At 51.5% G+C, this 21,749-nt stretch carries 19 protein-coding genes; 12 read left to right on the top strand and 7 right to left on the bottom strand.

Translation table 11 applies throughout. The features are described from left to right. The first annotated feature begins 15 nt into the window (after positions 1-15). The gene (locus tag KIS30_07785; protein ID MBX8646639.1) at positions 16-558 is read left to right on the top strand and encodes a cytidylate kinase family protein; all 543 of its coding nucleotides are present in this window, start codon (positions 16-18) and stop codon (positions 556-558) included. Beyond that, the gene (locus tag KIS30_07790; GenBank protein MBX8646640.1) at positions 551-1,498 is read left to right on the top strand and encodes an RNA-guided pseudouridylation complex pseudouridine synthase subunit Cbf5; all 948 of its coding nucleotides are present in this window, start codon (positions 551-553) and stop codon (positions 1,496-1,498) included. The genes KIS30_07785 and KIS30_07790 overlap by 8 nt, the downstream gene beginning before the upstream one ends. A 7-nt stretch (positions 1,499-1,505) precedes the next feature. Here the strand turns inward: KIS30_07790 and KIS30_07795 are convergent, their stop codons facing one another. Then, positions 1,506-2,510, bottom strand: coding sequence for a hypothetical protein (locus KIS30_07795; GenBank protein MBX8646641.1), 1,005 nt, complete (start codon positions 2,508-2,510; stop codon positions 1,506-1,508). Between the two features lie 126 nt (positions 2,511-2,636). On the opposite strand from KIS30_07795, the gene KIS30_07800 reads away from it, so the two are divergent. Further along, on the top strand, positions 2,637-3,254 hold the full coding sequence (locus tag KIS30_07800) for a methyltransferase domain-containing protein (GenBank protein ID MBX8646642.1): 618 nt from the start codon (positions 2,637-2,639) through the stop codon (positions 3,252-3,254). 192 nt (positions 3,255-3,446) lie between these two features. Beyond that, a complete protein-coding gene (locus KIS30_07805) occupies positions 3,447-4,028 on the top strand; it encodes a hypothetical protein (GenBank protein MBX8646643.1) in 582 nt (193 codons plus the stop codon). Positions 4,029-4,078: 50 nt separating this feature from the next. Here KIS30_07805 and KIS30_07810 read toward each other — a convergent pair whose 3' ends face one another. Together KIS30_07810 and KIS30_07815 are read right to left on the bottom strand one after the other, a co-directional pair. After that, a complete protein-coding gene (locus KIS30_07810) occupies positions 4,079-5,260 on the bottom strand; it encodes an acetyl-CoA C-acetyltransferase (protein ID MBX8646644.1) in 1,182 nt (393 codons plus the stop codon). Then, on the bottom strand, positions 5,253-6,431 hold the full coding sequence (locus KIS30_07815) for a site-specific DNA-methyltransferase (protein MBX8646645.1): 1,179 nt from the start codon (positions 6,429-6,431) through the stop codon (positions 5,253-5,255). The genes KIS30_07810 and KIS30_07815 overlap by 8 nt, the downstream gene beginning before the upstream one ends. Before the next feature lie 51 nt (positions 6,432-6,482). Here KIS30_07815 and KIS30_07820 point away from each other — a divergent pair, with 51 nt between their 5' ends. Beyond that, positions 6,483-8,162 (top strand): hypothetical protein, encoded by a 1,680-nt coding sequence (locus KIS30_07820; protein ID MBX8646646.1) that lies wholly within the window; start codon positions 6,483-6,485, stop codon positions 8,160-8,162. A gap of 17 nt (positions 8,163-8,179) precedes the next feature. On the opposite strand, the gene KIS30_07825 is transcribed toward KIS30_07820, so the two are convergent. Then, positions 8,180-10,156 carry an MFS transporter gene (locus KIS30_07825; protein ID MBX8646647.1) on the bottom strand — a complete coding sequence of 659 codons (1,977 nt, stop codon included), beginning with the start codon at positions 10,154-10,156 and terminating at the stop codon, positions 8,180-8,182. Positions 10,157-10,342: 186 nt separating this feature from the next. Between KIS30_07825 and KIS30_07830 the strand changes: the two genes are divergently transcribed. The 5 genes from KIS30_07830 (at position 10,343) to KIS30_07850 (ending at position 14,759) form a co-directional block, all read left to right on the top strand. Then, positions 10,343-11,353 (top strand): AbrB/MazE/SpoVT family DNA-binding domain-containing protein, encoded by a 1,011-nt coding sequence (locus KIS30_07830; protein ID MBX8646648.1) that lies wholly within the window; start codon positions 10,343-10,345, stop codon positions 11,351-11,353. Between the two features lie 100 nt (positions 11,354-11,453). Continuing rightward, positions 11,454-12,152: a bifunctional precorrin-2 dehydrogenase/sirohydrochlorin ferrochelatase gene (locus tag KIS30_07835; GenBank protein ID MBX8646649.1), complete on the top strand. Its 699-nt coding sequence runs from the start codon at positions 11,454-11,456 to the stop codon at positions 12,150-12,152. Further along, positions 12,142-13,152, top strand: a complete 1,011-nt coding sequence (locus KIS30_07840) for an Lrp/AsnC family transcriptional regulator (protein MBX8646650.1) — start codon at positions 12,142-12,144, stop codon at positions 13,150-13,152. Before KIS30_07835 ends, KIS30_07840 begins: the two co-directional genes overlap by 11 nt. A gap of 17 nt (positions 13,153-13,169) precedes the next feature. After that, positions 13,170-13,841, top strand: coding sequence for a chlorite dismutase family protein (locus KIS30_07845; GenBank protein MBX8646651.1), 672 nt, complete (start codon positions 13,170-13,172; stop codon positions 13,839-13,841). Between the two features lie 33 nt (positions 13,842-13,874). Continuing rightward, positions 13,875-14,759 (top strand): isoaspartyl peptidase/L-asparaginase, encoded by an 885-nt coding sequence (locus tag KIS30_07850; protein ID MBX8646652.1) that lies wholly within the window; start codon positions 13,875-13,877, stop codon positions 14,757-14,759. A 4-nt stretch (positions 14,760-14,763) separates the two neighbouring features. Here the strand turns inward: KIS30_07850 and KIS30_07855 are convergent, their stop codons facing one another. From KIS30_07855 to KIS30_07865, 3 genes are all read right to left on the bottom strand, one after another. Then, the gene (locus KIS30_07855; GenBank protein MBX8646653.1) at positions 14,764-15,057 is read right to left on the bottom strand and encodes a hypothetical protein; all 294 of its coding nucleotides are present in this window, start codon (positions 15,055-15,057) and stop codon (positions 14,764-14,766) included. Positions 15,058-15,301: 244 nt separating this feature from the next. After that, positions 15,302-16,066 carry an oxidoreductase gene (locus tag KIS30_07860; protein MBX8646654.1) on the bottom strand — a complete coding sequence of 255 codons (765 nt, stop codon included), beginning with the start codon at positions 16,064-16,066 and terminating at the stop codon, positions 15,302-15,304. Between the two features lie 204 nt (positions 16,067-16,270). Further along, positions 16,271-17,698 carry an aspartate ammonia-lyase gene (locus KIS30_07865; protein ID MBX8646655.1) on the bottom strand — a complete coding sequence of 476 codons (1,428 nt, stop codon included), beginning with the start codon at positions 17,696-17,698 and terminating at the stop codon, positions 16,271-16,273. 474 nt (positions 17,699-18,172) lie between these two features. Between KIS30_07865 and KIS30_07870 the strand changes: the two genes are divergently transcribed. Further along, positions 18,173-18,688, top strand: a complete 516-nt coding sequence (locus tag KIS30_07870) for a nitroreductase family protein (protein ID MBX8646656.1) — start codon at positions 18,173-18,175, stop codon at positions 18,686-18,688. Beyond that, entirely contained in the window at positions 18,672-21,602 is a 2,931-nt protein-coding gene (leuS, locus tag KIS30_07875) for a leucine--tRNA ligase (GenBank protein ID MBX8646657.1), read from the top strand. Before KIS30_07870 ends, leuS begins: the two co-directional genes overlap by 17 nt. Positions 21,603-21,749 lie beyond the last annotated feature (147 nt).

Consider the following 21,749-nt stretch of genomic DNA (forward strand, 5'->3'; position numbering starts at 1 on the left):
CCCTTCAGCCATGTGTTGATAATAACAATAAGTGGCCCGGCCGGGAGCGGGAAGACAACGCTGGCAAAACTGCTTTCCGCAAAACTCGGATACATGCTGATAACGACGGGAGGCATCTTCAGAGACATGGCATCTGAAAAAGGCCTCACCGTCCTGCAGTTCAACCTCATGGCTGAAAAGGCAGAGGACATAGACAGGGAACTGGACAGGAAAGTTGTTGAGAGGGCAAAACGGAGCGGAGACTGCATCGTCGAAGGAAGACTTTCGTGCCACATGCTTATGAGAGCGGGCGTCAGGCCCTTTTCTGTATGCGTTGACGCGCCGGCCGATATTCGCATCAGGCGCGTCGCAGAAAGAGAGGGACGCGATATAACCTCCGTGGCAGATGAGACATCAGGAAGAGAAGAAAGCGAACGCAGGCGTTACATGAAATTTTACGGCATCGACATAGACGACAGATCGTGTTACAGTCTGATACTCGATTCGGCGGCCTCATCGCCGGAGGAGCTTGCCGATGCTGTCATAAAGAAGCTGAACCGGGGTGCCGGCAGTGTCTGAGCATCCGCCTGCCGCCGGAGGCGGCTATGGCGTCGGCCTGCAGGAGAGATCCATGGAGGAGATGCTCGACACATCAATCATCATAATCGACAAGCCGGCCGGACCTACAAGTCATCAGGTTTCGGCATGGGTGGCAAAGATGCTCGGTGTCGAGAAAGCAGGGCACGCCGGCACTCTGGATCCGTCCGTAACAGGGGTTCTGCCGGTTGCGCTGGGCAGAGCCGCGAGGGCGCTGGATGCAATGAACTATCTGAGGAAGAGCTACATAGGCATCATCCGTTTTCACGGCGATATATCGCGTAAACAGCTGGACGAAATTCTGCCCCGATTCACAGGCAGAATCTTCCAGGTGCCGCCGGTCAGATCGGCAGTCAAGAGGGAGAGAAGGATAAGGGAGATACACGCGCTGACAGTCATGGAGCAGAGGGAACGGCTGTTCCTGTTCAATGTTGAATGTCAGTCAGGCACGTATGTGAGGACGCTCTGCAGGGACATCGGCCTGGCGATGTGCACAGGCTCCCAGATGGAGGAACTGCGCAGGACGCGTTCCGGTCCGTTCGGCGAGGACATGGCAATCCCGCTGCAGAAACTGCAGGATGCAGTCCATTACTGGAAGAGTGGCGATGCATCTATGCTCCGCTCCGTTATGGTGCCATACGAAAAGCTCCTGCAGAGCTTTCCGGCCGTTGAACTGAAAGACAGCGCGGTAGACAGCGTATGCCACGGGGCGAATCTGACGGTGAGAGGCGTGAATCGCGTCGAAAGAGGCATAAAACGTGGTGCAATAATTTCGCTGTTCTCTATGAAGGGCGAGGGAGTCGCCATGGCCAGGGCACTAATGTCTTCAGAAAACATAGAAAACGCAGCATCGGGTATTGCCTGCGACACGCTGCGTGTCTTCATGAAGCCGGGCACATACCCGCGATTCAGGAAGACGTGATAGCTGCTCAGAATGCATCTATCTTCTTCTGCTTCCTGCGCGTGGCAGCCGGCCTGCCGCCTCTGTGCGCAGACAGTGCGTGTGCCTCGATCTGCAGATCGCGGCGCAGTTCTTCGGCAAACTCTTCGGCGAAACCGTGCATCGTGTAGACAATATCCGGACTGCATGCCCTGACAAACGACAGTAGAGCGTCATGATCACAATGGTCCGAGAGCGGAAACGCCTCATCAAGGCCACCGCTTCTCCTGAACTGCTCATCGACGGACCAGCCCGAAACAGTGGTGAACAGCAACCTTGACCGAAGTCCCGGCCTCAACTGAGAAAGAGAGGATCTCGAGGAGCAGACGAAGACGGATTCACTGTCTGTGGCAGCAGAAATATCGCCAATCCAGTCGCCGCAGTCACCGAAGACGATACGGTTGTGCGCCTGGACGACTTCATCAGCGTAGAGCGGGAGACCGCGCAGAAGCGTTTCGACTTCCTGCGCTTTTCCGAGTGGATAAACGTTGAAGAAAACAGAATTGCCCATGCTCAAAGCATCAGATACCCAGTCGCGTATGACGCCAGAGAGTTCGAGCGGGTCAGGAAAAGAATATTTCGGCAGAGCGTACGTCGACTCTATAAGCAGAATGTCAGTTTTCACCGCTCTGGCAGGCTCAAGGTACACTTTTCTCTTCGTGCAGAAGTCGCCTGTGTAGAGTATCCTCTGATCGTCCTCAATCAGCGCCATCGCTGAACCGGGTATGTGGCCTGCATCCAGCAGCCTGATGTGCGCTTCCTGCGCAAGAGAGAATTTCTTTCCGGTTCTGTGCTCGGCAAGTTCCAGCGTCTTGGACGTCGACACGACGCGGCGTTCATCGCCTCCCCTTGGAAGATGATCGGTGTGAGCGTGCGAGATGAAATTAATTTCACCTGCCACCGTTCTCCTTGGATCCAGTCTGAAACTGTTTTCGTGCGTCCTGACGGCAAAACCATTTGACAGCGACACACTGATATCCAGACCATCCCTCATGACTTATCCGCGTGCTTAATCGGCAACAGATATTTGTCACTGTTGTCGTCAGCCCCGAAGGAATAGCGTTTGCCTGCAGTCACAGGAGCCAAAAAGGATATCGCACATTCCCTTTATCAGGCAATTATGAGTCTGCGATCTGACAGGGACAACGGTCAGTTGTGGATGCCGGGCGAAGAGCGGTTCGGCCGCATCAGTTCAAGATGCTACAGCCTGGCGAGCCGCAGTCGCACGATGAAGAAGTTCCACGAATTTGTCATGGGCGATCTGCTCTCATTAGACTTTTCCACTGTTCTGGACATCGGTTGCGGACCGGGCACGGTGCTGCTCTCTCTCGCCCAGAATCGGGAGGGTTTACTGGGATCGGGCATCGATCCGTCAATACATATGGTCCGTATCGCGTCCGGAAGGGCCCGCCGGCTGGGCCTGTTGCAACGAGTGAAATTCGCACAGGGCAGCAACAGGTACATACCGCTCGAGGACAGATTTGATGTCATTTACACGAGTCTCTCATTCCACCACTGGAAAGATAATGCGGAGAGCATTACAGGCATAATGCAGAGACTGAAAGAGAGGGGCCGTTTCATTGTCTACGAGATCACGGACGACGGGAGTCTGGCGAGAAAGTTTCTGAAAGCGCACCTGATGAGCAAAGAAAACTTTGAAGCAGTATCGGCAAGAACGGGTATAAAGACTGAAGTGCGTGAGGAAGAAGGATTCATAAGGGCGATATTCACAAGATGAGTGCAGCATGGAAGAAAGTGTTTTATCTGAACTGAGGGGCAACGCATAAGCTGGACTTATCACACAAAAGCATGAAACAACGCTGCCGTGGTCCTACTCCCTCTGCCTCACTATATTGATAGCATGGTGAGAAAGACATATGTAAGTATTAAGACTTGGCAAACAACATCCACTGCGGATGGAATCGGTATCATGAACAGACCGCTCAAATTTATATCAGCCAGCATCGCAGCAGTGATCGTTGCAATAATTGTTGTTGTTGCGGTGCTGTCCATGAACTCTGCGCCGCATTTTGCGTTTCCCAGCTACCAGCAGGTCAACGGTGCTTCGGGCTCAAGCTACACTGCTCAGAAGTACAGTAATTCATCGTACAGCAACGGCTCAGTTGGAAACGGAGCTGTAAAGATCGAGACGATGAATTATACGTCGGCCAAGCCGTTCCTGGAAGTGGGTATCGTCCAATACAAGACTGCCGGCGATGCCGCCAACAATTATATTTCGATGAATAATTCGATTGCCAAGATCGCCGCATCTTTGCCGAATATGACGACCGCACATGCAACGTATCGCGGGTACGCCTATGCATACGTAATAATGCCACACAATATCACAGTGTACGGCACCACACTGCACCTTGGTATCTCAATCGCAGTGTGTCACCTCGACAACTTCATTTTCGTCATGTACTCAAACTTTGCCGGAATGAACGCCGGGAGAATGACCGGTCTGATTGACCTTCAGATAAACGTGATGACCGGCGGCTCGCTCATCTAACTGATGCCGGCCATGATGTTCGGCAATTTCAGAGACGCCTGTTCAGGGTCTCAGACCCGTTCGAACACCATCGCGTAGCCCTGTCCTCCTCCGACACATAGCGCGGCAACCCCCGTTTCGCCCGCTCTGCCCCTCAGCATCCTTGTAAGCGTTCCGGCGATCCGTCCACCTGAAGCTCCGAGAGGATGACCGATTGCAATTGCGCCGCCCCTGCGATTGACACGATTCTGGTCGATACCCAGTTCCCTGATTGCGTTTATGACTACAACCGCGAATGCTTCGTTGATCTCCCAGATGTCAACGTCAGATGCGTCCATCTCTGCCCTGGACAGTGCCTTCCTTATGGCTGGAACGACCATTGCACCCATCAGTGAAGGATCGCCGGACGCCCACCCCATCGATGAAATTTTTGCAAGCGGCTCAAGGCCATATTCACTCAATTTTTTTCCGGACATCAGTGCAACGAGCGTCGCGCCGGCATTCAGGGGAGACGAATTGCCGGCAGTTATGAGTCCATCATTTACAAATGCAGGCAGAAGAGACGACAGCTTCTCCATCGTCGCGTCTGGCCGTATGCTCTGATCTGTCTCCACAGTCAAAGGCCCACTATCGGTGGCTACGGTGATCGGCAGTATCTCGTCGCGCAGGTAGCCCTCTTCGACCGCCGAAGCAGCTAGTCTGTGACTCCTGAGCGCATATTCGTCCATCTCAGCGCGCGAAATGCCACGCTGTTTTGCGAGGTTCTCGGCTGTGAGCCCCATATTGTAGCCGATGTCCATGCGGTATGAAGCATACCGTTCATCCGAAAGCAGAGGCTCGCAGAGTCTGTTGGAGAGCCTCGGTATGTGCGTCATGTGCTCCATTCCGCCGGCCAGAACGATGTCCGCATTCCCGGTCATTATTTCCATCGCACCTATCGACAGGGCATTGAGAGAGGATGAGCATGCGCGGTCAAGAACCATGGAAGGGACTTCCACAGGCATGTTTGCAAGAAAAACGGGATGTCTTCCACCGAACGTCCAGTTTTCATCCCTCTGATAAGCGCAGCCAATCACAACGTCGCCAATCTCGCCAGGCCTGATCGCCGTTTCGGCAACCGCGTCACGTATGAGCAGAGAGAGCGCATAATCCATCCTGATTGAGTTGAACACGTCCCTTTGCGGTTCAGACGGTCTCGAACGGCTGAAAGCAGTTCGTTTGTAGTGCACGACGTAGACATCCCTGTCATTCACCTGATTCACAATATTCCTCCCGATAGATGCGCCTGCACTCGTCAAGCGGCACTATTTTTCCCCTGAGTTTAAGCGTCCAGAAGTCCCATCCGTTTGCCCTTTCCCTTCCACATGCGCGCCCGGCAATCTCGTGTATGCTGCCGCGGACAGAGCCCATGGTGACGCTTCCGTCGGCGTTAACGCTTGCACTGAATGCACCGTCTGCTGACTTCAGCGCGGTGCCGGCGTGCAATATGCCATGCTCCAGCAGCGTGCCCATCGAGACACGCGTTTCCGCTCTTCGTGCAGGAAAGAGCTTAAACGGATCTTCGGATGAAAGCTGCGGTTTCTCAGCACTGAGATAGTTCCCAATCCTTGAGACGGAAGCGGCCACGTAACGTTCATCTCTCTCAATGCCAATCCACCTTCTGCGGAGCATTTCCGCCGCCAGACCAGTGGTTCCGGTGCCAAGAAAAGGATCGAGGACAGTGTCGCCGGGCTTTGTGGACGAAAGTATGACTCTGTAGAGAAGGGACAGCGGCTTCTGCGTTGAATGAACCTTCAGGCCACCATTCCTGATGCGCTCAGTACCTCCGCATATGGGGAGGAGCCAGTCGCTTCGCATCTGCTTGCCGTCGTTGAGCATTTTCATGTCCCAGTAATTGAACTGTTCGCGGGCTGAATCCTTCGATCGGCGCGCCCGGATGAGCGTCTCATGTGCGTTCGTGAAGCGTCTTCCCCTGAAGTTTGGCATCGGGTTTGTCTTCAACCAGATGATGTCGTTTAGAATCCAGAACCCCAAATCCTGCATTATTTTGCCAATCCTGAATATATTGTGATAAGTTCCTATGACCCACATCGTTCCGTCAGCCTTCAGAATACGTCTGCATTCGGTGAGCCAGCTGGTTGTGAATGCATCGTACTCCTCAAATGAGGAAAAACTGTCCCATGCGTCATCCACGCCCGACACTTTGCTGTCATCCGGCCTTCTCAGTTCATCGCTCAACTGAAGGAAATATGGAGGATCGGCAAAGATGACGTCCACGCTGCCGTCCTCAATGTGCCTCATGGCCTCCACCGTATCCCCGCATACAATCGTACCGAGCGGAGAAGGATTGAAAATGTCGCCCTTGTGGCCGTCAGCCTTAAGGCGCCTTTTGTTTGACTCCATAACCGGGGGAATGAATTTCATGTAGTCGATTTATAGTTGTGTGTGCATTCAAGGCAGAAAAAAGAGATAAAAATGAAAGAAGACAACTGGTACGTCTATTCACTCATCTCACTTTTCTTTGTTGCACTCATGCTTCGCCTGATCATGCCGCTGCAGTTCAGCGTATGGGGACCGGATACCGGGGAAAACTACTACATAGTGCATTATTTCGCAGCTAACGGCAACATGCCGCAACCATACTATGGTTATGGTCGGACCTATACCGAATTCCCTGGTGTATACGAGCTCCTGGGAGCCCTGTCTGCGATTTCAGGCGTCTCGGCAGCAACGATTACCGAGCTTGCAATGCCATTCATAACGTCGGTGCTTGTATTCCCCGTCGCCTCGATTGCGAGGAGGCTGAGCGGAAACAGGCAGATTGCTCTTGCCTCTTCCCTTTTCTATTCAGCATCTGTAATAATCGTCGGCCACACATCCATAATCTCTTCTGACACAATGGGAGAAGTCCTGCTCATATTCTTTCTCTACTTCTATACCACGATGCACGAAAGCGTATTCGGTTACGCGGGCATGCTGCTGTGCATGACAGCCATGGTACCGACGTATCACCTGGGCATGGTTTTCACGCTTGGTTTCCTGTACATCGCGCTCCTGTGCTATTCGTTTTTCAGGAGGAGCTCTATACGCGAAGTGAAATTACTGGCGATCACCCTTGCAGCAGGCATAACTGTGACGTTGACTTACTGGTTTGCCCTTGCTCCTAAATTCCTGTCTATGTTCATCCTGGGAAAAATTGATGCGCCTGCAGTCGTCATCGCACCGTATCTCCTCATTGCCGCAATATTGGTGGCTGGCAGGTATTCACCCTGGCAGGGACTGGTTGTCAGGGGAAGGACTGGAGCGCGGAGCGCAAAGTTCTACGTGCTTACGGCAGTACTCATCTCGCTTACAGGCGCTTCCATTGTTGCCATCTATGGTCTGCCCTCCATACCTGTCGAACCTGGCGCAGACGTCCTGTTGTTCGTCCCCACGCTGGCACTTTCGCTGATTGGAGGCGCCTTATACGTGCGTTTTTCGCTGATGAGATTCGAAAACGCAATATTCGGCGCATTTGCTACCCTGATCGCATTGATCATAATTGCAGGCATGATTACTGGCGCGGCTTACCTCGTTCCATTGAGAGTGATCGAATACCTCTCGCTCATCCTGGCTTTTTTTGCCGGTTTCGGACTGGTGACTGCAATGAGTCTGTTCTTCCGGCCCGCCAGAAGGACTACTGTCTCCGTCACCATAGCATTCATCTTGATTCTTGCAGGCATGTCCGCCACTTTTTTCAACACTTCACTCTCCGTTCCATCGAAGATCGGCGCCACTCCTCCGGCGGATCTGGATGCAGCAAACTGGATTAGGTGGAACACGCAGACCAACGCCACGTTCGCAGGTGATCACAGGGTGAGCTCCATAGTCTTCGGATATGGGGACAGGAATGCCACGTGGGAGTTCGGCGGCGCGACGATTTTCGGCTCAAACACAATCGGCCAGCTGTTGAACAATCTCAACTCATCGCAGACACCGTCGGGGCTGAAACATGTGGATTACGTGATGGTAGATGGCGAGATGATTGCTGCGGCGAACTTCTACCCCAACCAGCCTGATTATCCGTTGAATCCTGTAATGTTATCGATGCTCAAAACAGATAATTTCCTCGAGCTGTACACGAATGGTTACGCCACGGTGTACGCCTACGTCTGATTTAGCCGACGCGCGGTTCAGCTGTACTTGACCCTCAGGTCGCGAAGAATATCGGCTACATCCTCGCACCTGTCCGTAACCGACTCCATGTTGTCGTAGATTTCCTTGAGCTTTACGATTTCGATCGCGTTGTCGCCCTTGAAGAGTTCCTCGAGCGACGTGCGTAGTATGGTGTCGGCATCATTCTCATACTTATTTATTTCAACGCAGCTCTTCTCAAGCCTGTCGAAACGTCTCGAATAGATGTCATTTATATTTTCTATTCCTTCAGAAACCTCACGCACGGACAGCAGGATGGTATGCGAAAATTCTTTCATTGGAACTGTAGGTGAATTCACCCCGTACATGTGAAATCTCGCAACTGTTGCCTCCATATAGTCCATTATGTCGTCCAGCGCCTGGGCCAGTGACACTATCTCGGTCCTCTCAATCGGTGCAATGAGCTTGGTATTGAGCCTGACAAAGATGCGATGGACGATCTCGTCGCAGTCATGCTCTATGCTCTTGATCCTCTTTGCAAATTCAATGGTATCTCCCCAGCTGCTGATGAATTTCTCCAGTTCCCCTGCTGCAACGACAATCTGTTCTGTCAACGCATAAATCAAATCGGAGAATTCAGAATAGGTCTTCAGCAGCTTTTCCTCACCGCTGATTTCCTCGAGCCGCCTCTCCTGTCCCTCGGGTATGAACAGTGCAGTCACCGCTACGCCCATGACAGACATCACGGCCAGCCAGGAGAAAATGCCACTGAGATGTATGTAACTTAGCATGAACGGAAAGAGAAAGGCGCTCATAGCTGCACCGGATTTTCCGGCAGATGCAGCTATGCCGTGCCCGGTAGATCGAATCTGCGTGGGGAACACCTCAACCGGGACTACGAACGTTGTCGTGTTCGGACCCATATTTATGAAAAAGAAGGTGGAACCGAAAACTATGAGCAATGCTGTCACATTAGCCACTATCGCAGGAATCAGGGCAATGGACGCATACGCTATGGCCATAAAGATGAAACCTAGCATCTGCAGTTTCCTTCTTCCGATGTTATCTATAAGATAGACGGCAGCCCAGTAACCAGGAAAAGCGGAGAACAGGAAGATGGCTGCAGTGATCTCGGTGGATGTGAGTATAGAGACCGAGCTGACATCGTGCACGATCGTGTTTGTAAATATGCCGGTGCCGTAGAATGCGACATCCAGCGCAAACCAACATAGAGATGTGCCGAGGATCATCGGCGCATACATGGAAAGTATTTGTCTCTTGGGTATCTTGATCGTCTGTCTCCTCGCATCCCTGTCGTCGATGGTGCCAGCAAGAGGTATTCCGTAGGAGTCACTTCCCGTTTTCTTTCCGGAAGATGCAACGTATCTGGGCGTTTCGCTCATCCTGCTCCTGTTATACAGAACTGCCAGTGCGGGAATAGCACCCATTGCAAGGGGCAGTCTCCAGGAAAGCGACAGTGGCGCATGCAACAGCAGAGTAACCAGGGTGATCAGCGCGCCCGTCAGTTGCCCGAATCCCTGCATTGCAAACACTGATGCAACGAGTTTTCCCCTGTCCTTCCTGTTCGAGAATTCGGACATGATGGTAGCACTGATAGGATAATCAGCACCTATGCCGACACCGAGCAGGAGACGCCACAGTATGAGCTGAACAGGGTCGGCAGAAGTCGCGGAACCGAGAGCGGCGACTATGAGGAGAACGAGGTCGAACGTGTATACTGTCTTCCTGCCGAACCGATCGGCAATGGGGCCGAAAATGAGCGGGCCAAGAATTGCGCCAAACAACGCGGAGCTGGAGATCAGCGCATAATAGAGCGCTTTGTCTGAAATGCCGAAGTATACGCCTATTATGGGCAAAATTGCACCTATGACAAAAAGGTCGTATGCGTCAGTAAAGAATCCCATACCCGAAATCAGTAGCGTTTTGATGTGATATTTGCTGATGCTGGCTTCGTCAAGCGGCGCGAACAGCCCCGGTGTCTGGGATTGACTCAATTCGAACAGTGCTCCAGGAATTTGTCTGAACGCACGACAGCCACTGATGCCGATATGCCAAGCGCGCCGGCTGTGTGCCTTCCCGTCGACCTTCCCGTTGATTGAGATTTAAAGTGAATTTCAATATGGTGTATATAGACTAAATAGATGTACATTAAGATATATATTGCAGTGCGTACCTACTGAGTGGCTGTCAACATGGAAACAAGAAAAGTGCAGTTTACAGGCAACTCCACATTCACAATCTCGCTGCCCAAGGACTGGGCAAAGAGCATGGGCATAAAGGCGGGTGACCTTCTGGTCCTGACGAGAGCGGATAACGGCACGCTGACAGTGAGTCCATCCCTGCCATCCGGGAGAATCGCCAGAACAAAGGAATTCCTGATTACCAAGGAAAGTCCGGTACATCTGGAAAGGATGCTGATCGGCGCATACGTGATGGGTTTTGATACTATTACGGTGAGAGCAAAGGAAAGAATAGACAATGCTATGAAGGAAAAGATCAGGCATTTTACAAGATCCGTCACGGGTGTTGAAATTGTGGAGGAGAGTATGAACGCCGTAGTCATAAAGGATCTCAGTGACCCCCTCGAGCTATCCCAGGAAAAAGGAGTGAGGAGACTGCACCTTATCGTGAAATCAATGCAGGAGGATTCTATAGAGTCTCTGGCAAGAGGCGATTCCTCCTTCGCTATCGACGTGATAAACAGGGATTACGATGCAGACAGAATCTACTGGATAATCATGAAAGAGCATAACATGATGGTGAAGGACATGAGCCTCGCCGAAAAGCTCAAAATAACCATAGATGAGAGCAATGCATACTTCCAGGTAGCGAGATATCTGGAGCGCATAGGCGATCATGCGGTTCAGATAGCAAGATCCGTGACATCCATCGGCAGCTATGCGATTGATGAAAAACTGCTGGCCCAGTTCCGGAATGTGCATGCGCTGGCAATGAAGATGCTCGACGGTGCAATGAGCGCGTTCTTCAGAAGGAATGTGGAAGAGGCCAATAACGTCATAGATCAGAGGGAAAAACTCAAGACTGCGCTCGGCGAACTTTCCAGGAAAATCCAGAATCTGAAGGGCGAGGCGGCCATACAGCTTGCACTCATAGAGGAATCGGTGAGGAGGACGGCTTACTACGCCACTGACATCTGCGAAGTCTCCATAAACTACTGCATGCTCCCCTGACGATTTTGAGCACACGTGCAAGCAGACGTACACAATGCGGTGAATGGCTGGCGCGGCGTTGTAGAGTACATATATTTGAGGGCAATTAGACAGGGACGCAATGGAAAAAACAGTCAACACGGAGCAGGCAGAAACAGCTTCAGGAGAGGCACATGATGGTGCTGCCGGTCACTTTCCACTGATGATATCGCTGAGAGATAAAGACATAGTGATTGTAGGCGGCGGGGAGGTTGCTTACCACAAGGCGTCATTGCTGCGCCCCTATGCCCGATCAATAACGGTGCTGAGCGAGGAGTTCTCAGAAAAATTCAACAATCTGGATGTGAAGAAGATTGTTGCGTCAGGCCGGGACATAAAAACGCTGATGGGAAAACCGTTCCTGCTGATTTGTGCTACAGACGACCATGAGCTGAACAACGACCTGATGATGCACTGCCGCAGGAACGGCATACTGTGCAACAATGTTGACGTGCTTGAATCCGACGTATATTTCGGTTCTATGATAAAGAGCGGCCCCCTGACCATTTCGATATCAACCAACGGCATGTCTCCTACAATGGCGAGGTTCACAAGGGAAACACTGACCGAGGCGCTAGACAGGAGTTTCTGGGAGATGCTCGGCATCCAGACTGAACTGCGGTCGAAGCTGAGGCATTCCATACCTGAAATGAGGAGGAGAAAGGAAGTGCTTGATTCGATTGTCTACGATCCTGATATATGGGCGTTGCTTGAAGGGGGAAAAAGGAAGGAGGCCATGGAACTCGCTGTCAGGAAGGTGAATGGCGGCAATGAAAGCTGAGGAGGACGTGGTGAACTCGGAACATGACGTGCTCATTGACGGAACAGACAGGAGGCTTCTGAACGAGATACAGTGGGAGTTCCCTCTTGTGCGGAGACCGTATCTCGCACTTGGCAGGAAGCTCGGGCTGAGCGAGGAGGTTTTGATGCAGCGCATAGAACATCTTCGTGAGATCGGAGTAATAAGACAGATTAATGCGATTTACGACACAAGGAGGCTCGGATATTCAAGCACGCTTGTCTCTTTCTCGGTGGAAGAGGACAGGATCGACGATGTAGCCGAAAAGATAAACGGGCATCCCGGTGTGAGTCACAATTACAGACGTGAAGGAGAATTCAACCTCTGGTTCACACTTGCGACACCTCCCGGAACCGATGTAGGAAGCGAGGCCGCAAGACTTGCAGCGGAAAATGGGGTTGTGAGGTGGCATCTCCTCCCAGCACTGAAACTTTACAAAATAGGTGTTAGACTCAATATGACGGGGGAGCACGTCGAAGTGCCAAAAGAGAAGAGAAAATGGGACACCCCGTTCACTGTCACCGAGGAGGACAGGAAATTCATCCGGGCGACGCAGAAAGATCTTTCCATCTCTGCAGAACCGTTCGAATCGATGGCGGCAGAAGCCGGGATGAGCGTGGAGGAGATGTTCGATCGTTTCCGCAGCTACCATGACCTGGGAGTGATGAGGAGATTCGCGGCCATACTCAGGCACCAGAAGGCCGGCTTTGTGGCGAACGGCATGGTATGCTGGAAGGCAGACGAAACTGTATCGCAAAAGGTGGCTGAGGCGGCGGTGGAATATAGCGAGGTGAGTCACTGCTATATGCGACCGACATACGGAGACTGGCCATACAGCACATATACAATGATACACGGCAGGGAGAAGAAAGAGTGCGAAAGAATAGCTGCGGAAATTTCCGCTAAGACAGGCATTACGGATTATGTTGTGCTTTACAGCACCAGAGAGTACAAGAAAAAGAGAGTCGAATACTTCGTCTGACGGAAGGTGAAAACAGCATGACGGATGTGGAAGGAAATGAGTTGCACAACTTCACGTTTTATAAACTCGATGCGGCCGCGACAAAGAACAGCGGCGAGCAGAAAGATGCGATGAAAACTGAATTCATGAATGTGCTTGAAGGCACAGGTGTGGAACATGCCGCATACACCCTCCTCGGACTGAGAGCCGAGACGGATTTCATGATTCATTTTCGCTCTTCCGATGCAGAACTGCTTCAGAACGAAGTTGCGAAGCTGAGAAAAACCGCGATTGCGGCGTATCTGACCACACCGTACGTCTACCTCTGCACGAAACGAAAATCCGAGTACAAGGCGGAAGGGGAATCTGAAGTGCATCTTGCGAGCGGAGAAGGAAAATTCCTGTTTGTATATCCGTTCGTCAAGACGAGGGAATGGTACCTCCTTTCCTCCGGCGAAAGGAGACGCATAATGGCAGAACACATAATGGTCGGAAGGAAATATCCCGGCGTGAGAATCAACACAGCTTACTCATTCGGCATAGGCGATCAGGATTTTCTTCTGTCGTTCGACTCCGATGATCTTTTTTCCTTTCAGACGCTCGTAATGGATCTGAGGAATACGGAGGCGAGCAGATATACGGTCAGAGACACACCAATGTTCGTCTGCCTGAAGAAGACGATGAGTGAGACGCTCGACCAGATGCTTTGACCGCAGTACACCGATGCAACCGATTAATGCCGAATGCGTAAAAAGATTGAGATAAGTGTATTCGTTGTAACATCCATGAAATACGGCATAGCTGTACATGGTGGAGCAGGCTCGCCGGCATCACTCTCTGACGGCCCGGCAAAAGCGGTGGATGTCGGATTTGGGCTGCTTGCAGGCGGAGGACTTGCGATTGACGCTGTCACGAGAGCCGTAGTGTACATGGAAGATGATGAGAGGTTCAACGCGGGAACCGGCTCAGTGCTCAGATTTGACGGAATTGCATACTTGGATGCCTCTGTGATGACCTCCAATGGAGAATGTGGAGCGGTTGCACACCTCACTTCGACAAAAAACCCGGTGCTCGTCGCGAGAGAAGTTCTCTCGACACCTCACATTCTGCTGGTTGCAGACGGAGCAAAGGATTTTGCACGATCGAAGGGCTTTGGCGAATATGATAACAGCACCGAGAAGACAAAGGAGAGGCTCAGAAGGGGCTTAGACGAATACAGGAACGGAAAGAGACCCGCATGGCCCAGAAACTGGAACAGCCAGACACTCGACACCGTGGGTTCGGTTGCAATGGACAGCGACGGGAATTTTGCGGCGGCAAACTCCACCGGCGGCACGTTCCCGGCACTGAATGGAAGAGTCGGAGACGTACCGCTGATTGGATGCGGCATATTTGCAGGACCTAAAGGAGCAGTAGCTGCCACTGGCATAGGCGAAGAGATCATAAGAAAGGTTCTGGCCAAGACGGTGTACGACAGCATAGAAGACGGAGTGCACCCACAGCAAGCTGTGGAGAAGGGTGTAGGCCTTTACGACAAGAGCGTAAGCATAGGAATCATTGCCATATCTGAAGATGGCATTGGAGAAGCGTCTACCGGAGAGATGGCCCACCATCTGAAGTCGCTGTAAACCGTCACTTTGTGGATTTGACTGACTTCCTCTTTTCAATCAACCATGAAACTTTTGGCCTAAGTGCCGAATGCGCTTCTTCAGAGAAATAACAGGCCGAGTCTCCTGATCTCCTGTGTGTTGTCTCATACGCCGGAACTACTGCACGGATTTCGCTCAGGCGCATCACGCCGCAGATGCCTGTAAGAACAGTGACCGCCTTGAGACCCTCCTGCGTCCTGCGCTTCAATTCCTGAGTAAACGTCTGTGTGAAAAAAGGGCAGGTGTCGCATCGTTCCGGAAGCTGATAATCTGGCAAATTTTTCACTCCTGAAATTGTCATTTACACATCAAACTACCAGTGTTGCAGACACGCGTGGGTGTCTCCGCAGTCTTTCGCGGCAATATTGCTTGGATTCGACAACTCGTATATACAATATGTGGTGCCCTGTTCTGTGCCTTCGCCAGCGAGCGGCATAAACAATGCAGGATGCAGTGTTGGGGAACCATGTGCAAAGAGAATGGATCCTGCCGCCGCAAGATGCAGAACTCATAGCAGAGGTTCAGTCATATCTCTCGTAATAGATGTTGTTCGGGCTGACTCCGGACGCGACAGCGAGATCCTTTACCTGGTCAACCATAATCTGTAGACCGCAGATGTAAACGTCCTTCTTTGTCGGATCGCCAATATGTTTCTTCAAAGTTTCCTGGACATGACCTCTGTGCCCGGTCCATGTGTCGTCGGCCCTGCTGAGTGTAGGGCGGTAATGGAAGTTATCATACTTCTTTTCCAGATCTTCGAAATAAGACCTGTAGATTATATCCTCCGGATGCCTAGAGCCAAAGATGAGGTATATCTGTTCGCTGGCACCGTTTGCAAGAAGCGTCTCTGCCATGCTTCTGAAAGGTGCGACGCCTGTTCCGGTCGATACGAAGAATATCTCTGGAGGAATCGGTTTTCTTATTGTGAAACCGCCCATAGGTCCGATTGCATTGATCTTGTCGCCGGCTTTCAGATCGCATAGATGGTTTGACATGAATCCGCCCTCAACCCGCTTGACACACAATTCGAAACCCTCCCTGAAGGAAGGCGGCGAAAATATCGAATAATCTCTTGCTATCCTCTTGCCGTCGGGTTTCACTGCCGAGATGGAAACAAACTGACCGGCTTCGAATTCAAACATCTGACCATTTGTGGGTACAAAACGTATCACGTTAACTTGGGGATTCGTCTCTTCATTCTGCGCCACCACGTATTCCCCTCTGGTAACTCTGCGCCTCTGAGTGGTCTGCGCAGGAGCACCGGCCTGAACTGTTGCCTCTGCCATGTTGATGTTCTCCTGAACTTCTTTACCGATCCAGCCAAAATTCAGGCATTATAAATAGGTAGTGAGACAAAACATGACGCGTCGTATACACGTCGTTCGGTGATTCAGGCTTGCCGTTGTTTCAATGCCATGACAGGATGTATGTCATGTGCGCGAAAACAGTGCCGCTCACGTTCCGTCGCCGTGACAGTATTCCCGCGGGCATCAGACTCTCTTTCCGGCACTTTTCCTGCCCATTTTTCCTTTCACGCCCGGCTCAGTCATCGAATACAGATCCAGAACGTTGTCGAGCTCATCCTTCTTCATCCAGCCCTTTTCCAGCACTATTTCCCTTATCGATTTCGAAGTTTTCAGCGATTCCTTGACGGCCTCGGCCGCCTTTGCATATCCGATGTAAGGGTTGAGAACAAGAGCTATGCCTGGAGACCGCTCCACTAGTTTGGCGCAGCGATCTTCATTGGCCGCAATACCCTCGACGAGCAGCTCCCTGAACATTCGGAGAGAGTTTCGCATAATCCTCATGGAGAAGACGATATCGAATGCAATAAGCGGCATCATCACGTTCAGCTCCAGCTGGCCAGCCTGGGCGGCAAGCGATATGGAAAGGTCATTTCCCATACACTGAAAAGCTACCATGTTCATGCATTCCGCAATGACAGGATTCACCTTTCCCGGCATAATCGAGGAGCCCGGCTGAACCGCAGGAAGCGTGATTTCTGCGAGACCGGTAACAGGACCTGAGTTCATGAGCCTGAAGTCGTTGGCAATCTTGGTCAGATCGACTGACAGTGCCCGAAGGGCGCCGGAAGCATCGACAAAGTCGGCCATCGACTGAGTGAGGGCCATGAGGTTTTCCGAATTTCTGAGTTTGAATCCGGTGATAGCCACCAGTTCCTTCACCACGTTTTCGACGTAGGATGGATCGGCATTCACACCCGTGCCGACGGCCGTAGCGCCTATGTTCAGTTCGCCCAGCACGTCAATGGAGTGTTCAAGACGCCTTAGGTCATATTCCAGCATGTCGGCGTATGCATTGAACTCCTGCCCGAGACGAACTGGAGCGGCGTCCTCCAGATGTGTCCTGCCGGACTTGACGATACCGTCAAATTCCATGCCCTTTTTTCTCAAAGAACCGATGAGGAGAGATAGCTCACCGTTCAATTCATTCAGCAGTCGTATGGCTGCGATGCGTATTGTTGTCGGAACCGTGTCATTGGTGGATTGGGACATGTTTACATGGTCATTGGGGTGAATCACGGAATAATCGCCCTTCTTGCCGCCAAGCAGTTCGATGGCCCTGTTCGCGATGACTTCGTTTGCATTCATATTGTGCGAAGTACCGGCACCGGCCTGAAACACATCTACAACAAACTGATCCATGAACCTGCCGGCAATGACCTCAGTAGCTGCCTTCTCTATGGCTTTGCCTTTTGCGACCTCAAGCATCCCGGTACGCATGTTTGCCCTTGCAGCAGCCAGCTTCACAACAGCCGTTGCCCAGATGAATTCATTGAACGGCCGGAATCCGCTTATCCGGAAATTATCGACCGCGCGCTGTGTCTGGACACCAAAATATGCTTCTTCCGGCACTGCAACCTCGCCAAGAGAATCCCTCTCCTTTCTGAATTTCATGGGCATCAGCAGATTAATGGAAGAGGTCACACACATATTAGTTTTTGATGCATGACTCGTTCGTCGGTTATCCGCCAGGAATGTGCAACGCCTGAAAGTGGGCCAGCCTACACCATGCCCCGCTTTCGGAGATCAACGCGATACTGGGCTGCCTGCTCACGAGAGAGGACCGTTAGCTCATACGCCTGCTTCTCAGCAACAGATGAGGACAGAATGGATTCGCGCGGCTGCCATCTCATTGAAAAATTGTCACCTTGCTGAAGTGTGTTAGTTCGGGTTCGGCATGCAAAAAATAATATTCAAGTAAATGCATTATCATTAAAATCAACATGACTGCTCCAGCAGCGTACGCGGAACACGGTTCTAATGCGAGGCAACTGTAGAGGGTACCGGAGACAGATACCATTTTATTTTAAAACACAGTGTGGAATCAGATTACAAGAATATAGCTCGTATCACCGGCAGAATGATTAAATGGAATCTAACGAAATTTTCAAAAGCAACCACATCGCGAAGAGATTTTCGCAGACGCCGATAGACGAAACAAAGATCAAGACGCTTAACTCGGCCATACGCACATGCCATTCGATGGATAACAGGCAGCCCTGGAAGGTGATATTCGTAAGGGACGAGGAGACTAAGCGCAATATTTCCTCGGCGTGTTCAAGCAACAAACTGCTCCTTGAGGCTCCAATGGTATTGGTCGTATGCGGCATACCGGATGACGCATACCCGACGCTTGGCGGGTATCTGAACAGTTTTTCTGTTGATGCCGGGATACTCATCGGGCGCATTGCACTCATAGCCAATCAGCTTGGCCTCCAGACAGAGTGGATGTCATCATTCAGGGAGGAGAAAATCAGGGAGATCGTAAAGGCCCCGAATGAGTGCAGGATCGTCTCACTTTCACCGCTTGGTATGCCCAGCGAACTGAGCAGCGTGCCGCCTGCAAAGCCGTTGCAGGAACTGGTAAATTACGATCGATTCTGAAGACGCTGACAGCGAAATCGATTGTACATATCGACGAGGAGGGATTAACATTCCAGAAGAAGACATATCTCGCATTGAGGAAAAATGGCAGAAAAGGTGGTCGGTAGCTCATCTGTTCGAAGCCGTACCGGACTGGCGCAGTAAGTTCTATGCAACCTTCCCGTACAGCTATATGAACGGCCTGCCACACGTAGGCCACGCCTTCACTGTGCTCAGAGTGGAATTTCAATGCAGATACAGGAGGATGCGCGGTTTCAATGTGCTGTTCCCTTTCGCGTTCCACTGCACCGGCGTCCCGATTGTCGCAGCAGCCAAGAGAATCAAAGACGGTGAGTCAACCCAGATAGAAATCATGAGATCCATAGGGATAACAGACAGTGAAATGCAGAAGTTTGCCGAACCCGCATACTGGACAGAATATTTTCCAAAGAGGTGGGAGGATAGTATGCGCCGTCTGGGTATGTCAATAGACTGGAGAAGGAAGTTCATCACCACTCCGCTCAACAGCAGTTACGATTCATTTGTAAGATGGCAATTCAACGTGCTGAAAGAGAAAAACTATGTCAGGCTTGGCTCGCATGCCGTCATATGGTGCCCGAAGGATAACATACCGGTGGGCGACCATGACAGGGTTGAAGGCGAGGGGGAGACGCCGACCGAATACACCCTGCTTAAATTCAGAACTGACGGTGGCGACATTCTTGTCACTGCCACACTCAGGCCGGAGACAGCATTCGGGCAGACGAATCTGTGGATTAACCCCGAAGCCGAATACGTGCGGGTCCGGACAGATGGTGAGGCATGGATACTCAGTAGTGAAGCGGCCGAAAAACTGAGAGAACAGGGCAGAGAACTGGCAGTGATCGGCGCACTGAAAGGGGATGAGCTCACTGGCACGTATGCATTCTCTCCGACGATGGGGAAGAGGCTCGTCGTGCTACCGGCAACCTTCGCCAACCCCTCAAAGGGAACTGGCATAGTAACGTCGGTGCCGAGCGACTCGCCTGACGATTACATCGCGCTGAAAGACCTGAAGGCAGAGGCAAAGAAGGGAACACTGAAACAGACAATATCTGACGCCGTTGAAAACATTGAACCAGTGGAGATCATAGACACACCGGGGTACGGGACGCTGCCTGCAAAGACTGCAGTCGAACGGCTTAAAATTCAGAGCCAGAAAGACAAGGAGAAACTGGACAGGGCAAGGGAAGAGGTTTACAGAGAGGGTTACTACAAGGGCGTCATGCTGGAGCGCTGCGGGGAATACGCCGGGCTGAGAGTCGACGTTGCACGCGATGCCATAAAAGAGAAACTCATGGCGGGAGGCGATGCGGACCTGATGTACGAACCCTCCGGTGAGGTGGTATGCAGATGTCTTACACGATGCATTGTAAAAGTTGTTCACAACCAGTGGTTCCTGGCGTACGGGGATCAGGCGTGGAAGGACGAAACTCATGAGGCGATAGCGTCGATGAAATTCTATCCGCCGCTCGTGCGGAAACAGTTTGACCATGTGGTCGACTGGCTGAAAGACTGGGCGTGTGTACACCACACGGGGCTGGGAACCACGCTTCCATGGGATGATGCGTGGAAGATTGAGTCGCTTTCTGATTCTACCATATACATGGCATACTACACAATAGCGCATGTTATTCAGAACGGGAAGAATAGATCAGACAGAAAACTCGGACATGCGTTCTTCGACTACGTCTTTCTGGGCAAGAGCAGTCCTGAAAAAGCATCGGCAGAAAGCGGCTTCAGCCCCGAGGAAACGAAGAAACTGAGAAATGAATTCCTGTACTGGTATCCGATGGATCTGCGCAATTCCGGGAAGGATCTAGTTGGAAATCACCTCACATTTGCTGCATTTAACCATGTTGCGATATTTCCGCGGGAACACTGGCCGCGCTCCTACGGTGTAAACGGCTGGATCACGGTCAGCGGTGCGAAAATGAGCAAATCCGCGGGGAATTCACTGTATCTTGATGACGCCTTAGAGCAGTTCGGCGCAGACGTGACACGACTGACTGAGGCATACGCCGATGAAGGATTTGATGATCCAAATTTCGACAAGGATTTCGCCGAAACGGCAGGGAAAAGACTTCTTCAGATACTGGAAACAGCACGGACACTGAACAGTTATGAAGTATCGGCGGAGGACGGCATGGATGTCTGGATGGCTTCAATGATGTCAAGACACTATCGCAGCTACATAGCTACGATGGAGGAAATGTCGTACAAGAATGCGGTAAAGAGTGCACTTATAGACATGCAGAATTCCGTCAAATGGTATATCAAGAGAAGAGGAACACCCAACAGAAGCACAATGCGGAAATTCACAGAAATGCAGGTGATGATGCTCGCTCCGTTCGCACCGCATGCATGTGAAGAGGCGTGGGAAGCCATGGGGAATGACACATTCGTGTCCGTTAGTGTGATGCCTGAACCGTCAACAATGGTTGAGAATGAAGCGGCGATAGCCGGCGAAAGTTATCTCGAAGGCGTCATGGCCGACATTTCGGAGATATTGAAGGTGACCGAGATCGTTCCTGGCAAAATCACAATCTATACGGCCGGACGCCTGAAGAAACAGCTTCTTGCCGCGGAAGAAGCCGGCAACAGAGATAATGCCGCGGCAATAAGAAAACAGCTTTCATCGACCGTTTCCGCAAGGGAAATGGAAAAATTCTACAGGAACCTTTCGAAAGAGAAACAGGCAGGAAGGCTGAAGTCAGTCGCAGAGAAAGCGGACCTTCTCGACGAACATCGCCTGCTGAAGGAGAACGCGAGTTTCCTCAGACGGGAATTCGGGTGTGAAATATCGGTGCAGAGCGGCGATGCAGATGGCAGCGAGGACCGGACCGGCAGAAGGGAGAACAGTTTTCCGCTGAGACCTGCCATATACGTTGAGTAAGCGCCGCATTCTAAGAGGAGCTGTTGGGCACCGGTGGAAACTCATTGCAGCATGTCGTTTCGTGCCTGTCGTTTGAAGGGCGCCGGGACCGTTGTGCGTAGATATCTTTAAGTAACCATTCGTTTTAAACAATTTAATAACGTAATT

It is taken from the genome of Candidatus Sysuiplasma acidicola, from assembly GCA_019721035.1.
Taxonomy (GTDB): Archaea; Thermoplasmatota; Thermoplasmata; order Sysuiplasmatales; family Sysuiplasmataceae; genus Sysuiplasma; species Sysuiplasma acidicola.

Excerpts from the sequence above, each read along its gene's own strand:
- KIS30_07800 (MBX8646642.1), top strand. The coding sequence starts at position 2,637 with ATGAGTCTGCGATCTGACAGGGACAACGGTCAGTTGTGGATGCCGGGC.
- KIS30_07865 (MBX8646655.1), bottom strand. The coding sequence starts at position 17,698 with ATGAAATTCAGAAAGGAGAGGGATTCTCTTGGCGAGGTTGCAGTGCCG.
- KIS30_07870 (MBX8646656.1), top strand. The coding sequence starts at position 18,173 with ATGGAATCTAACGAAATTTTCAAAAGCAACCACATCGCGAAGAGATTT.
- KIS30_07815 (MBX8646645.1), bottom strand. The coding sequence starts at position 6,431 with ATGAAATTCATTCCCCCGGTTATGGAGTCAAACAAAAGGCGCCTTAAG.
- KIS30_07805 (MBX8646643.1), top strand. The coding sequence starts at position 3,447 with ATGAACAGACCGCTCAAATTTATATCAGCCAGCATCGCAGCAGTGATC.
- KIS30_07795 (MBX8646641.1), bottom strand. The coding sequence starts at position 2,510 with ATGAGGGATGGTCTGGATATCAGTGTGTCGCTGTCAAATGGTTTTGCC.
- KIS30_07860 (MBX8646654.1), bottom strand. The coding sequence starts at position 16,066 with ATGGCAGAGGCAACAGTTCAGGCCGGTGCTCCTGCGCAGACCACTCAG.
- KIS30_07820 (MBX8646646.1), top strand. The coding sequence starts at position 6,483 with ATGAAAGAAGACAACTGGTACGTCTATTCACTCATCTCACTTTTCTTT.
- KIS30_07845 (MBX8646651.1), top strand. The coding sequence starts at position 13,170 with ATGACGGATGTGGAAGGAAATGAGTTGCACAACTTCACGTTTTATAAA.
- KIS30_07850 (MBX8646652.1), top strand. The coding sequence starts at position 13,875 with ATGCGTAAAAAGATTGAGATAAGTGTATTCGTTGTAACATCCATGAAA.
- KIS30_07835 (MBX8646649.1), top strand. The coding sequence starts at position 11,454 with ATGGAAAAAACAGTCAACACGGAGCAGGCAGAAACAGCTTCAGGAGAG.
- KIS30_07840 (MBX8646650.1), top strand. The coding sequence starts at position 12,142 with ATGAAAGCTGAGGAGGACGTGGTGAACTCGGAACATGACGTGCTCATT.